Origin of the sequence: Niastella soli (assembly GCF_017742245.1) — a bacterium.
GTDB lineage: Bacteria > Bacteroidota > Bacteroidia > Chitinophagales > Chitinophagaceae > Niastella > Niastella soli.
Genome location: NZ_JAGHKO010000001.1, coordinates 902391 through 916699 on the forward strand (window position 1 = coordinate 902391; position 14309 = coordinate 916699).

Annotated in this window: 16 protein-coding genes; 4 read left to right on the plus strand and 12 right to left on the minus strand. The window is 42.4% G+C overall.

Annotated features, from left to right (window positions below):
- Positions 1 to 35: 35 nt before the first annotated feature.
- The gene (locus J7I42_RS03465; RefSeq protein WP_209137376.1) at positions 36 to 494 is read right to left on the minus strand and encodes a hypothetical protein; all 459 of its coding nucleotides are present in this window, start codon (positions 492 to 494) and stop codon (positions 36 to 38) included.
- Positions 495 to 665: 171 nt separating this feature from the next.
- Here J7I42_RS03465 and J7I42_RS03470 point away from each other — a divergent pair, with 171 nt between their 5' ends.
- The 4 genes from J7I42_RS03470 to J7I42_RS03485 all read left to right on the plus strand — a co-directional run bounded on the left by J7I42_RS03470 (position 666) and on the right by J7I42_RS03485 (position 2478).
- A complete protein-coding gene (locus J7I42_RS03470; protein WP_209137377.1) occupies positions 666 to 1253 on the plus strand; it encodes a peptidylprolyl isomerase in 588 nt (195 codons plus the stop codon).
- Positions 1254 to 1262: 9 nt separating this feature from the next.
- Complete coding sequence (locus J7I42_RS03475; RefSeq protein ID WP_209137378.1) at positions 1263 to 1724, plus strand: phytanoyl-CoA dioxygenase family protein; 462 nt, start codon at positions 1263 to 1265, stop codon at positions 1722 to 1724.
- Positions 1685 to 1990: a phytanoyl-CoA dioxygenase family protein gene (locus J7I42_RS03480; protein ID WP_317196236.1), complete on the plus strand. Its 306-nt coding sequence runs from the start codon at positions 1685 to 1687 to the stop codon at positions 1988 to 1990. The genes J7I42_RS03475 and J7I42_RS03480 overlap by 40 nt, the downstream gene beginning before the upstream one ends.
- A 281-nt stretch (positions 1991 to 2271) precedes the next feature.
- Complete coding sequence (locus J7I42_RS03485) at positions 2272 to 2478, plus strand: hypothetical protein (protein WP_209137379.1); 207 nt, start codon at positions 2272 to 2274, stop codon at positions 2476 to 2478.
- A gap of 567 nt (positions 2479 to 3045) precedes the next feature.
- On the opposite strand, the gene J7I42_RS03490 is transcribed toward J7I42_RS03485, so the two are convergent.
- From J7I42_RS03490 to J7I42_RS03540, 11 genes are all read right to left on the minus strand, one after another.
- Positions 3046 to 3714, minus strand: a complete 669-nt coding sequence (locus J7I42_RS03490) for a Rossmann-fold NAD(P)-binding domain-containing protein (RefSeq protein ID WP_209137380.1) — start codon at positions 3712 to 3714, stop codon at positions 3046 to 3048.
- Positions 3715 to 3882: 168 nt separating this feature from the next.
- On the minus strand, positions 3883 to 4911 hold the full coding sequence (locus tag J7I42_RS03495; RefSeq protein ID WP_209137381.1) for an LLM class flavin-dependent oxidoreductase: 1029 nt from the start codon (positions 4909 to 4911) through the stop codon (positions 3883 to 3885).
- Between the two features lie 49 nt (positions 4912 to 4960).
- Positions 4961 to 5902 (minus strand): ADP-ribosylglycohydrolase family protein, encoded by a 942-nt coding sequence (locus J7I42_RS03500; RefSeq protein ID WP_209137382.1) that lies wholly within the window; start codon positions 5900 to 5902, stop codon positions 4961 to 4963.
- A 25-nt stretch (positions 5903 to 5927) separates the two neighbouring features.
- On the minus strand, positions 5928 to 6473 hold the full coding sequence (locus J7I42_RS03505) for an RNA 2'-phosphotransferase (RefSeq protein ID WP_209137383.1): 546 nt from the start codon (positions 6471 to 6473) through the stop codon (positions 5928 to 5930).
- A 14-nt stretch (positions 6474 to 6487) separates the two neighbouring features.
- A complete protein-coding gene (locus tag J7I42_RS03510) occupies positions 6488 to 7447 on the minus strand; it encodes an ADP-ribosylglycohydrolase family protein (RefSeq protein WP_209137384.1) in 960 nt (319 codons plus the stop codon).
- The gene (locus J7I42_RS03515; protein ID WP_209137385.1) at positions 7447 to 7995 is read right to left on the minus strand and encodes an NADAR family protein; all 549 of its coding nucleotides are present in this window, start codon (positions 7993 to 7995) and stop codon (positions 7447 to 7449) included. The genes J7I42_RS03510 and J7I42_RS03515 overlap by 1 nt, the downstream gene beginning before the upstream one ends.
- Positions 7996 to 8004: 9 nt before the next feature.
- Positions 8005 to 8829 (minus strand): TIGR02452 family protein, encoded by an 825-nt coding sequence (locus tag J7I42_RS03520; protein WP_209137386.1) that lies wholly within the window; start codon positions 8827 to 8829, stop codon positions 8005 to 8007.
- A 10-nt stretch (positions 8830 to 8839) separates the two neighbouring features.
- Positions 8840 to 10282: a nicotinate phosphoribosyltransferase gene (locus J7I42_RS03525; protein WP_209137387.1), complete on the minus strand. Its 1443-nt coding sequence runs from the start codon at positions 10280 to 10282 to the stop codon at positions 8840 to 8842.
- 48 nt (positions 10283 to 10330) lie between these two features.
- Positions 10331 to 11227, minus strand: coding sequence for an NUDIX domain-containing protein (locus tag J7I42_RS03530; RefSeq protein ID WP_209137388.1), 897 nt, complete (start codon positions 11225 to 11227; stop codon positions 10331 to 10333).
- An 88-nt stretch (positions 11228 to 11315) separates the two neighbouring features.
- The gene (locus tag J7I42_RS03535) at positions 11316 to 13313 is read right to left on the minus strand and encodes a WD40/YVTN/BNR-like repeat-containing protein (protein WP_209137389.1); all 1998 of its coding nucleotides are present in this window, start codon (positions 13311 to 13313) and stop codon (positions 11316 to 11318) included.
- A 92-nt stretch (positions 13314 to 13405) separates the two neighbouring features.
- Positions 13406 to 14098, minus strand: a complete 693-nt coding sequence (locus J7I42_RS03540) for an NUDIX hydrolase (protein ID WP_209137390.1) — start codon at positions 14096 to 14098, stop codon at positions 13406 to 13408.
- Positions 14099 to 14309: the final 211 nt, after the last annotated feature.

Consider the following 14309-nt stretch of genomic DNA (forward strand, 5'->3'; position numbering starts at 1 on the left):
TTATAACCCTTCGATATAGTACGAATTAAACCCAATTAATATCTACTGAACTTGTAACGGCCAATGGTGTGATTCATATAGTTGGTAGCTACAAAAGAGTTCGGATAAATATCTACATTATCAAACACCATATCTACAACATCATCACCCTTGTAGTTTGATACGTGGATCTGCAGGTTCTGGTGTGAATTGGTATAGTAAACTCCTGCTTCATCATAGTAACCATTAGAAGCAGTGCTCATGCTCCAGTTACCTTTAAGCGTAGAACCATTTTCAACATAGGTGGCCTGTCCATTGCTATAGAAAGTAAAAACGCCGTTTTCAACACCGGTATTCACAGTATACCAGCCATAGGCATCTTTTTGAGCGGCATTAGTAAGCACCCATGAACCGGTAATGGTAGGTTGTATATCTACTATAACTCCAACTTTTGTACAACTGGTGAAAGAAGCAACAGCAATCAACAAAACGGTTAAGCGTAAATAAGATTTCATGACCTGGTGTTTTAAAGTGAATAAAGAGTGGTCATGTATAAGAAGGCGTACTGTTCTTTCGGTTTACTCATGGTTTAGTAAAACCGTCCATTTGGGAGATCGTTAACAGCTGGTTATTATTTCTTTAACAATCAGGTGATAAACTATATATTGCATTGTTAAAATTAATCGATGCGCAACCAATACCTACTTGTTTTAACCCTGTCTTTATTATTAGGAGCCTGCGGACAAAAGTATAAGAACCCACATATTGAAATACAAACCAGCAAAGGCGAAATAGAAGTGGAGTTATATCCTGAACAGGCGCCTAAAACCGTGCAGGCATTTCTCTCTTATATCAAATCCGGGTACTATAAAAACAGTTCGTTTTACCGCGTATTAAACGACGACAACCAGCCTTCCAATGCCGACAAAGCCGAACTGATACAGGGAGGCATGTATAAATCGATGCCCAAAGTACATGATACGCTGACCGGTATTCCTCACGAGACCACTGCACAAACGCATATTCTGCATAAGCGGGGTACTATCTCTTTGGCCCGCCTGGCGCCTGGCACTGCCACCAGCGAGTTCTTTATTTGTTTGAGCGACCAGCCCGGTTTTGATTTTGGCGGCGAGAACAATCCTGACAAACAGGGTTATGCGGCCTTTGGTACAGTGATAAAAGGCATGGACATCGTAAACAAGATCTATAATCAGAATGAGAGCAATCAGTCATTCGATCCTCCGGTGCCTATTTATAATATCATTCAACTGTAAAAACAGCATATGGAGTCTTTACGGTCAGCAGGATATGCGATCATCAACGACGTATTTACTATAAACGAAGTAACAGCCATTCTTGATACTATTAATAGTATCGATACCAATGGCCCGGCTTTTAGAAAAACAAACGACCTGTTTGCCATCAGGCGGTTTGTAAAAGAAGTACCCGTTATAATCCCGTACATCTTTACCAGCCGTTTACGTGATATAATAAGCCAGTTGTTCGGCAAGGATTACTTCCTGGTAAAATCAATCTATTTTGATAAACCGGAGCAGTCAAACTGGTTTGTAGCTTACCACCAGGACCTCACCATTTCCGTTGACCAGAAGAAAGCCGTGGAAGGTTTGATCAGTGGACTGTCAAGAACGATCAGTTTGCCGTACAACCACCCGTTGATCTGCTGGAGAACATTTTTACGATCAGGATACACCTCGATGATACCGATGAAAACAACGGCGCCTTGAAAATAGTGCCTGGTTCACACCAAAAGGGGATCTACCGGCCCGAGGCCATTGACGGGAGCAAAGAAAAAGAAGTTGTTTGTAAAGTGTCCCAAGGCGGTATTATGATCATGCAGCCATTATTACTCCACGCCTCTAACAGAACGGTAAACAATAATAAAAGACGGGTGATCCATCTCGAATTCAGCGACCGGCAATTACCTGGCGGTCTGCAATGGGCAGAATACCTGGCCTTGAACAATTTTCCTGCTGTGGCACAAAATGCATAATGCAAAAAAGATTAACCGCTTGTCTATAAGAAAAATAAATATTTAAGAAAAGACCTGCCAAAAGCTTGCACTATTAAAATTTGCTTGCCAAATTTGTAAAGCACCTATTACTTCCCTGCACATTTACTACCCCTAAGTCAAATCCAATTTCCTTACGCACATTTGACTATTAATCAATTCCAGCAATCTCCTGGATCAACCAGTGTATTGTATGTTATCAGCATGTGCTGATAAGCAATTCCGTATTCCCGTATTCAATCATTATAAATTAACGGTACCATATGAAACTGCTCTACATGTTATTGGAACTGGCCTGCATTGTAATTACAAGCGTAATAAGTGCCATACTGTATTTGAAAAATGAATACAATTTATCGGGTCTGCTGATCTTTACCTCACTGGTTTCACTCACGTTATGGATAAAGGCGCATGGCCTATTGGATGATAAAAAAACAACTAACGAAGCGAGCGCTCAAGAAGCTCACTAAAAGGTGTGCAAAATAACCTTTACCATCAATCAATTCATTGTGCATTCATTACCGCCACGCTTTAGCCCTGTACGTGTTGCAGCTACAGGAGCTAAAGCCGGTAATCCTTTAATGCCTATTTATTATCCTTCCCTGTAATATTTCCCCCTCCTCCACGACTCACCTGCTTTCGCGGTAATTTTCCTAACTTATACATATGAATACCACCATTCATTTGCTGAAAGCAATGCATAAAAGTTGAACGTACTAGCTGCTTCAATAACAGCTTAATGCATATATTCAAGATTATTCATGCCTTGATATACTGCTAATAATTAATACTTTATAGGATTCTTTACTACCCTCAGACCGAACTTGATATATGTCAAATAACAAAGCCTGCCTTTACATTTCTGCCTGAACTATGCAATTTTTCGACAATCGGGACGGTTATAACAGCGACCAGATAGAACACTCCAGCAAGCTGCTGATGAAACCTTTAACCCCTGAACGGCTTTAATTTGCTACCAATCAAGAAAAACAAAAAGCAGCAATGCTTTTTTATCCCGCCACGGCGGGATTTTTTTGTCATGCAGTATTATGGGCCAGCTTTATTATATCCTTTACTTCCAGTATTGGCCTTTCGTAGCCTTTCAAGGTTCCATTGATCATCGCCAATCCTACTTCCCGTAAAGTTGACACCCGGCTCGGAAACAATGCCTTTAAAGCAGGATACATCCAGGTAAAGAATTTATATCCTTTTAATACATGCTTCAGTCCTTTGGTAGGTTTCATAAAACCCGGCCTGAACATATAAGCAGCTTTAAACGACAAACGCATCAGGTCGTTCTCTGTTTGTCCTTTAACGCGGGCCCACATCATTTTTCCATGTTCGGTACTATCGGTACCTGCGCCTGAAACATAGCAAAAGGTCATGCCCGGATTTTGATCGGCCAGGATGGTTGCCATGTGCATGGTAAGATCGTAGGTAACATGATGATAATCCTTTTCCTTCATACCAATGGAAGAAGCGCCTAAACAAAAGTAGCAGGCATTATAACCCTTCAACTGATCCTTAATTGGCGAGAGGTCAAAAAAGTCAGGATGTATTATTTCTTTTACCCTGGGATGTGTATAACCAGCTGTTCTACGACCCACTATCAATATTTCCTCTACATCAGGATGTAACAGGCATTCATGCAAAACCCCTTCCCCCACCATTCCGGATGCGCCCGTTATAATTGCTTTAATTTTCATATATAATCTAATACGGCTAGAATTATAAAACAGTTTGTGAAACCGTTTTGTTTGGGCTAAAAATAATACGTGATCACAAAATTGGCAATGCCCATGCGGAATATATAATATAAAAAAGCTGCTCATCAGAACAGCTTTTCTGCTTATTAAAATATTGCATCAGTAATATTATGCCTGCTTGCTATTTGTATTAGTAGTTAAGTCAAACAGCTTAGCTAATAATTCGTAACTCTTGAAGCGGTCCTCCTGGCTTTCAGTAAATGTGGAAAGAATTACTTCAGGTACATCCAGTTCGGCAGCCAGGGCTGTAATTTTTTCTTTTACTACATCAGGTGTTCCTACAATAGTGCGTTGCCTGTTAAACAATACGCGTTGCCATTCAGCAGGGCTATAATCATATTTGCTGGCAGCTTCATATGTAGGGATCTCATCATACCGGCCTTTTTCAAAACTTAATAACCGGTAATCCATAACGGCCTGTACCTGCGCTGCTTTTTGTTCATCTTCAGAACAGAAAGCAAAAACACCCACACTTGTTTTAGGCGCTTTCAATTGTGCCGAGGGTTTAAAGCGTTGTTTGTAAATAGCGATCGCTTCTTTACCACCAACCGGATTGATGAACTGCGCAAAACTCAATGCCATACCGCTATGAGCTGCCAGGTAAGCGCTTTCGCCACTACTGGTCAACATCCACATTTCAGGCACCGTATCTATTTTCGGAATGGCCCGTACTTTACCCTGTATATTATGGTAGTTTGGGTTGTCTGTTAAGAAGTCCTGCAGATCACCGATCTGTTGAATATATTCCTGCGGATCGAATGTATTGGAAGGATTGAGTAATTGTGCAGTGATGCGGTCGCCGCCAGGTGCCCGGCCCACCCCAAGGTCGATGCGTTGTGGATATAAGGCTTCCAACAACTTGAAGTTCTCCGCTACTTTCAGCGTACTGTGATTGGGCAGCATAATGCCACCTGATCCCAAACGAATGCGTTTGCTTTCTGACGCCAGACGGGCGATCAGGATCTCAGGGGCTGCGCCGGCCAGTGTAATGGTATTATGATGTTCACTTAACCAATAGCGGGTATATCCCCATTCATCCGCCTTGCGCACCAGTTCAATAGATTCCTGTAAAGCTTCAGCCGCATTACTTCCCCGGCGAATGGGGGTTTGATCAAGGATACTTAATTGTAGAGACATGCCATCTACAACAGCAGAGGAAGAAAAAGGTTTAATGGGCAGGTATTTGCTACAGCCCCATTGCTTTCGCCAGGCGGTCGCACAGGTCTTTTATATCGTTGCTTCTTTTAACTTCATGGCGCCACTTTTCAGGAATGGAATCAAAACCATAATACAGGCCGGCCAGTCCACCAGTTACGGCCGCTGTAGTGTCTGAATCATTACCCAGGTTAACAGCCATCAGGGTAGCATCCTGATAGTTGTCGGTAGTAAGAAAACAGTACATCGATGCCTGCAACGTATTCATCACATAACCCCGGGATGGAATGGAATCAATATCCCTTTTTGTAATATCTTCCTGCAGCAATGGCGAAAACAAATTGACTTCGTCCCGTATAATTTGTTTGTTTACAATAAACGCATGTACTGACTTTGCTGTATTTGCATAAGCGGTCTGTTTATCGCTGCCTTTTAATAGTTCCAATGCATACTCCAGGTAATAAAAACAGGCAATCACCGAGCGAATATGTCCATGCGTCATAGAAGAAACCTCTTTAATAATGTCATAACGTTTCTCGATCTCAAAATCACGGATGTAGAACAACAAGGGCATGATCCGCATTAAAGAACCGTTGCCATTACAACCTTCGTCAAAGTCCCCAGCCAGCGAAGGTTTGGTGCCTCTTCGTAAACGATAAATAGCATTTCGGGTGGTATTACCAATATCAAAAACTTCATTACCGGCGGTCCAGTAATGCTCATCATACCACATAACAAATCGTTTGCCCGCATCATTCAGGTCATAGCCCAGGCATAAAGATTCAGCCAGGCAAAAGGTCAATGAACTGTCATCGGAGAACGTCCCCGGTGGCTGTCCATGACTTTTAAAACCGATAAAATCCGTAACAGGGTCCTGCCGCAACGTACTGCGGTTCGTAAACTCAGCCGGCACACCCAATGCATCACCTATAGCCACACCAAATAAAGCGCCATGAACGGGGGTTATTATCATACTTGTTATTTAGAAATTCATTACGTTATTCTCCGAAACCGATAAATGCAGCGGGTACATGATCGGTTAGCCAGACACCATTGGCTGACAAATAAAATACATAGCCCTTTTCATGCATGGCCAGTGCCTGAATAACCAGCACTACCGGCTTACCATGACGCCCACCTACGTTTTTGGCAGTGCTTACTTCGGCAGATAAATGCAAATGCTGCCGCTCCATTCTGACCAACCCCTTTTCTTTAATAATGGGCAGGTTTTTATCTGCAGTTCCATGATAAAGGACCGTTGGCGGGACCTGCGGCGGCAGGTTCAGATCAACTTCTATTGTATGTCCCTGGCTGGCGCGTATACGGGTTTTATCTTCATTAAAAGCAAACCGCTTTTTATCGTTGGTCTCTACTACTATTTCCAGAGTAGCAAAATCAATGCGCGGGCCTTTTTTATTCATCTTCTCCATTAACTCTGCTACATCAGCCCAACCTTCTTCGTCGAGGGCAAGCCCTATTTGCGCTGGTTCATGTCTTAACACCAGGCTTAAAAATTTACTTATATGTTTTACTTGCTTTTCCATTACTATACTTCTCTTTAAAGACCCATTGCTTTCGTCAATCGATCGCCCAGGTCTTTTATTTCATTACTTCTTTTTAATTGAGCGATCCATTTTTCAGGAATGGCATCGAATCCATAATACAAACCGGCTAACCCACCTGTTACGGCGGCGGTAGTATCGGTATCATCACCCAGGTTCACTGCCATTAATACGGCCTCTGTATAACTGTTTGTTTTCATAAAACAATACATGGCGGCCTGTATGGTATGTACCGCATGGTGTATTGAATTGATTGAACCCTCGCTCCGCTGCGTAATATCCTCGTTAATTAATGGTGTCAATACATCCATATGCTGTTGACCAGGTTCCAGATTTGAAATAAATGTCGACACCGTTTTAGCAGTATTGCCATAAGCTGTTTGTCTGTCACTTCCATTTAATATCTCCAGAGCAAATTCAAGAAAATAGAAACATGGCAAAATGGTTTGTATGCTTCCATGGGTTATACTGGCTACCTGCCTGGTCATATGGTATCGCATTCCTACAGGATAAGCCCGTAGGTAAAACAGCAGCGGCAGTATGCGCATCAATGAGCCATTGCCGGTACAATTCACATCGTAATTACCTGATCGCTCTGGCAGAACGCCATCCCGTAAACGGGTTATTGCATCTTCGGTTGATTTACCCACCCCAAACACGACGCCACCTGCTGTCCAGTAACCTTCAAAGAAATATTGCACAAAACGTGCTGCTATATCATTCAGGTTATAGCCATTGCATAATGATTCAGCCAGGCAAAACGTGAGGGAGCTGTCATCGGAGAAAGTACCTACTGGTTGCTGGTGACCTTTGTATCCTTCAGGACCTTTATAGTTTGTAAAATCCTGAACTGGATCTTTCTTCAACACATCCCGTTTTATCATTTCAACAGGCACCCCCAATGCATCACCAATTGCCAGTCCAAATAAAGCGCCGTGTACAGGGTTTGGTTTCATCAGTTTGTATTTAATTTATCGCGTGCTTCCATTAAGGCAAAACCCAACCAGTTCTTTCCCCGCCAGACGTGAGGGCCTTCTGCAGCTCTTTCCTGACCCAGGCCAATGCCCCAAATGCGGTCACGCGGACTTGCTTCAACGATTATTGTGTTACCGGTAGTCAGCAGGAAGTTTTTAAGTGATTCGTTCTGTGAAAACTTGCGCACACTGCCTTCCACAACAATATGATAAGCTTTGGCTTCCCATACTGCCTTATCAAAATTTCTCACCGTTCTGCCTAAAGCTTTTGCGGTACCAGGCTTTGACGAATTAAGTATTTTTTCCAGGGCCTCTTCATCTTTGAACAAGCGTGCCTTTTCTGCCATCATCCAGTGCTCGGCTGTTGGGTATGTTATTCCTTCTACTGTAAAAGCAGCAGGAAACCATTGACTTAAACAGGATTTATCTGTTACCCCGGGAATTTTTGGGGTATGTCCCCAGAAGAAATTATACTTGACTGCTACTCCTTTGGCTACTTGTTCTTTTAACCAGGCTATTGAGTATTTCATGATTAGTTCCTAATTAAATCTCTTCCTGAATGGTTCTATTATACTTTCCTTATTGGTTTTAACGGCAAATACGATCCGTTGAAACTGGTTGGCGAATGGGCCGTTAAGCGCTTCCAGAAACAATTGTGAAATAACTTCAGGCTCATTCCTGAATACACCACAACCCCAGGCGCCCAGCACCAACGTGGTGTGTTTCCTGCTCAGACAAAGCGCTAACAGCTTCTCTATCCGCACCCGCATCACTGGAGCTATTTTATCCATTTTACCGCCCTCATCCCGCATAATAACGCCTGCATTCACAGCCGGGGAGGTTATAATGGCAGTACATACCGGTACATCCAGTTCCTGCCCGCCTTCATCTTTCAAAAGGGGTACGGCGGGGGAATAGATCATGTGGTCAGAATACAAACCGGTCCTATTACTTCTGTGATAGTTATAGTATTCCATCGCCGACAACAAACAAGGGTACAACCCACTTGCCCGTGCAATGCATTCTTCCTGCGCCAGGGCCCCACCCAAAAAACCACCACCTGGATTTTTTGCAGAAGCAAAATTCAAACAAAGCACATCCTGTACACCGCCATTTACCAGCCGGCGGGCCGCATCACAGGTGGTCTCATTGGTTACTTCATACTGTGTTTGAAAGCCGTTCTCCTTTTTTATGGTTTCCAGTAGCTCTTCTAATTCTTCAGGTTTGAATAACCGGGTATTGTCAACTGCGTTTTGCTGGATTAAGGCTATATCTACTTTTTCACCCTTGCTATTATTGTAAAATCCTTTCTCCAGGATCTCCAGTGTATCATTTGCTATTTCAACTCTTCTACGTTGGTTCATAAAACTTCTTTTAAGATATCATCTGCACCTCTCTCGTAACAACTGCCCGTTCCCTGATCTCTTCAAAACTGCTGGTGTTGATTATTTCTCCATTCTCAAACACCGTTATCAGAAGGTCCTCATATCCGGTTGGGGTTTCTTTTCTTACGGTTTGATAGCCGGCGTCGGTGCGAATTAGTTTTAATTGTCCGGCTTTTGATTTTTTAAATGACTGTACCAGTTTACCATGTGTATCCAGTTCTACCGGACTTTTCTGCACATCTACAGGTTTACCATTCACTTCGGCATAAGAACATTTGAAGGCAAATTTTTGCGTATCTCTGTCTACCTTTTGTAATAAGGCGCCGCCCATTCCCAACACCAGGTTCTCAGCACTGAGGCCATTTACTTTCAGGGCGCCATAGATACTGCGGATAGCCTGTACATTTACTCCATCCCCCTGTATTACGCGTACTTGCGGAGGCAGTACTTTGTATCCTTTTTCATTGATAGTATATCCGAATTTGTTTAATAAAATATCAAACACTCTTAACAGCGTGAAAACAGGATCACCACTATCCGGACGAATTACCAGTACACCATCCCTGCTTAATACGAGGTCTTTTAATTCTGTGCCCCAGTACTCGCTACAAGCCCTGAAGATGTCAAAGGAGTCAGACACACAAGCTACTACCCCGGTAGGGAAGGTCTTTAAAATGTGTTTGAATACTTCCAGTTCGCCTTCTTCACCCAACAGCGTACATACTGAGTGCTCTGTTGCAGGTATTGATAAGCCGTATACTTTTTGTGCATCGTAATATCTTTTTGCCAGCATACTACCCATCAGGGTATCGCTGCCTCTGAAGTTGATCAGGTGGGCTGCGCCGCCTAAACCGGCACTTTCAACAGAACTTACCCCGCGGAAACCAAAATCATTCAGTACAAAATCAATGGCTGGTTTGGATGCCTCTGAAGCAGTTTCCTCAAAATACTCTTCTACAATCTTTCTTACCTCGTGAGAAACAGTAGCTACGGTGCAAGGATACCATACCTGCATCAACAGGGTTTCTAAAAAGTTCGATAACCAGAAACATTCAGGGTCTGTATTCTCGATGGTCATCAACACATTGTTAACCGGTACAACGGTCCCTTCAGCCACTGCTTTTATTCTAACCGGTAAGCGGCCATTGTATTTCTCCAGAATGTAATCGAATTTACTGCGGTCAAATACATCTGTTCTGCCAAATACCTGGGTTAAAAAGACTTCGGCCTCATCGATCTTTTCTTTGGTGATCACCTGGCCTTCGAGATAATATTTTAAAAAATATTGCAGTCCAAAGAACACGGTCTCATCAAATTGTCCGCCCCGGCTTTCGAGATAAGAATAGATCTTGGTTGTTCCGGGATAGTATAATTTATGGTGAGAATATTTATAAGCATCGGCGAGTAATACAAAATTTTCTTGCGTTTTCATACGATGTGCTGTTTAAAATGTGAACCAGGGTTGTTTTAAGGTCTGTTATTATTTATTCAAGTTACTCAATAATAGATTTACCAGTACGTGGTGTTCTTTGGCAATGTCTCCCTGCTGCATCATAGCCTGGAGCTCTTTTATCGGGAACCAGCTCAGTTCTTTCAGGTCGTCATTGGCTTTTGCCTGTCCGAACACCCATTGTGTTTTAAATAAAAGGGTTACAATCTTATCTTCTTCAGAACGGTAACGCCAGTCGTCTATTTTGGTAGAACCTATATATTGCATGGCGTTCACCTCTATATCACCGCATTCTTCCTGCAATTCCCTGCGGGCTGCTGCCTCGTAGCTATCATCAGTAGGATCGGTAAATCCACCAGGGAAACGCCATTGCGGTGCATTGTGCTTTTTTCCTAATAATAATTGGGTATCGTCCGCTTTCAGTACCGCAATATCAACAGTGGGATACACTTTTGAATAGGTATTTTGAAAAGCATAATTGATCCCCATTCTGAAATCAGTTGAGTCAAGCACTTTGTCACTATTATCATTGCGAATAGCCGTGGCAGAATGTTCTCCAAACTCAGGCAGGGCTACTACCTGTAAATGGCCGCTGTAATAAGGCATAAAGCAGTCGCGGCTACCGTATAAGATAAACGATTCAGAAGGGAAGGTATTTTGTAACAGGGTATCCAGGTTTTTGCTCCAGGTCTCATCGGAGGGATGATCGCTCAGAGGCAATACCATCAACTCAGGGGCGTATTGTTTTAATAATCTTTCCCGGGTATAAAAATCAAAGGGGTTGCGGCGGCTGCCTTTTACGGGGGATACGCCCAGTACTATTACTACTTTATTGTGTTTCGAGCGGATCTCGTCGATTAAATATTTGTGTCCTTCGTGCAGGTACGGGGTCTGAAATCTTGCGATAATAACACCAGTTGCTTTCATTTTGCGTTATTTATACGCAAATTTATATCGCAGATCTGGAATCTCCAAATATTTTGCGTCAAATACACGCAAAATAAACTATCAGAGCTTATTCCTCTTGCCTATACAGTTCTTTTACAAGGTCTTGAATTATATCTACTCGCTTGCCAGCATCAAGAAAACCGGGGAATACTGAGTATAAAAATTTATTGATCTCAATAGACATGGTGGCTGAGGTAGTACCATTCACTGAGATCACCCAGGGAAAATAAAAAGCAGCCGGTTTATAAAAAGTGCTTTTAATTTCCAGCACTTCATTATCAGCATTTACTAACAAGACCCTGGCCCATAAACTGGTTGTGCTCCACAACCCGGAAAACATAAAATAATTGTACAAAACAGCCTGATCAATTGTTTTAACACTGTCTACCAGGGCTATGAGCTTATTAAAATCGAGGTTATTGACGTAAAAAGTAAAGGTGCCCTCTTTTTCTTCTCTATCCACCTTTTTCTTACCCTGGTTGCTTTCCAGAAACGTTTTAAACGTCAGTATATTACGCTTACAGGCATCATATTCGTTTTGCGTAAATTTCAAATCATTAATGGTTATCAGATCGTGGTAAATAGCTGGGATCTTCTTTACAAATGACTGCACTGCCTCCTGGTCTATTTCATCTGCATTATCTTTTAAATAAACAGTTTGGCCTTTCTGCGGATTGGATTTCTGAGATAGTACAAAACTTCCACCTTCCAGTACATACTCCATTTTGTCTGAGACATAATGGAAACACCCCTGGCTTCCTTTCGAAAAAACTATTGTTTGTATTTCTTTGGCGCAAAAGTTTTTCAAGACTTCTGCTTTGGCCCTTTTTTCCACTTTTGCATCTGCGAGGCTGTAATAAAATAAGGAGTCATCTTTTCGGCTAAACAGAATGGTGCCCGTATCCGTCATTGATAAATGACCGCTATCGCATGTAAAGGGTAAAGTAAATGCATAATTCCATTGACCCTTATACTCCTTTTGCCTGTAAATTTTATTGCCAATGGAACCCAGATTACCACTAGCTGAATAATGGAATAAGGTTGGCTCTATTTCAGCCAGGTTATTGGTATAAAGGGGCGATTCAATTACCTCACCCTTTGTATTTATCTGCAGTATATTCATTAAATTCAAAATAAACAGGCTGCCATTTTTGCAACTTGCGGCACAGGGATTACCTATATTTTTAAAACTTGATATCGGTTGTAAATGATCATCGCTTTTTATAAAACCGCCTTTGCTTGTTTTAAAATACAAAGCGTTGTTTTCAGCATCAGTATAAAAGTCTGTATAACCGGGCATAAATACCCAATTCACCGAATCTTTCCTTGAGTAAAAGACAAGGTCTTCCTGGCTTACCAGCAAATAGTCTTTAAATATGGCAACACGGTCAAATTCTGGCCGACGCTGTGGGGCTGTCTTGTTATATTTTTTCTGATTCAGCGGCGTGGGAAGGGTGGTCCAGGAATTACAATTATCGGGAGTATATGCCAGTACATTCCACAACGACCCTATAATACCCTCGTGCTTATTATTAAAGTAGATCTTTGCAAACCGTTCCCTGGGATAGGGAAATGACAGCGAATTCCAGGTAAAACCATGATCTTTTGTATAGGCGATCCCTTTACCTGAAACGCTCAACCACGCTTCGCCGTTATCGAGACAGGCGGCATCATCTACCCAGCCATCCATACCAAAGTCAATGGGTTTCCAGTGCTTACCACCATCAATCGTATGATAAATAATATTATACTTATCCTTGTTTTTTATAAAACCTGAAACAAATGCGGTATCGGCATTGAAATAACAGACATTCTCTATTGACACACCACTTAATGAGGACTCGGAAACCGGATTAACATTAGCCGTACGCCAAAACCCTTTTACCGAGTCGGTAATTGCCACTTCCCCCACCTTGGTCCCAACCATAACCTGCTCCTGTTTGCTGACACCCATCGAAAGTCCGGCACTTTCAAAGTGTAATAATGCTTTATCAGTAGTTTGTGCAAACGAAACACCGGATTGAAATAAACACGCGATTAGCAGGGGCAATACAGGAGGTTTCATACAATGGTTTATAAAGGGATGCAGGAGTAATATACTTTACATACTTTCAACCATCAAGCCTGCTTTATCACTTTAACAGTATTATATATTTGCTAGATCTCAAAATTGATCCCTTCCTTTACCAGTTCCTGGTAACGCTTTTTATTGAACTGGTACATTTTGCTGGGACGGCCCTTTCCTTCACTCTTCGCATACTCATTGGTTTCATCAAGTATGCCCAGGGCCAGCATTTTTTTGGAGAAATTACGACGGTCTATATCGCGGTCAAGTAAGGTAATATATAACTTTTCCAGATCGGAGAACGGGAATTTACGATCAAGCAACTCAAACCCGATTGGCTGATAGCGGATCTTGGTACGTACCCGCTCAATGGCCATATTCAGGATCTTTTTATGATCAAAGGCCAGCGAAGGCAGGGATTTAAAATTGAACCATTCTGCATTCTCCGCATCGGTACTGGCTTTTAACTGCTGAAACTGGCTGCTTTTCACCAGGGCAAAATAGCTGATAGATATTACCCGTTTACGTGGGTCCCGGTCAGGATCGCCAAACGTATACAATTGCTCCAGGTAATTCACCTCAATGCCTGTTTCTTCCAGTAATTCCCGGCGCACCGCATCTTCCAGCGACTCTTCGGGCAGCACAAAGCCTCCCGGTATAGCCCACATATTTTTAAATGGGGGATATTTCCGCTGAATAAGCAGGATAGACACGCCTTCGTTCTTGGAATACCCGAAGACAATGGCATCTACTGCTACCTTGATCTCTGAACCGGATGCTGACATGGGCTGCAATATAAAACATTCATTGGTAGTACCAAGTACTCCTATTTAAACTGTATTCGTTGGATCGAGAAGAACCGCCGGATGGCAAAAGGGACCATTTACTTTTCAGCAAAAAGGACCGGCACCGCCAGATTACCCAGTAACCGCTATGCATTTCATTGGGGTATAAGCATAACCCGTCTTATCTTCGAACCGTTATTCAATAACCCCG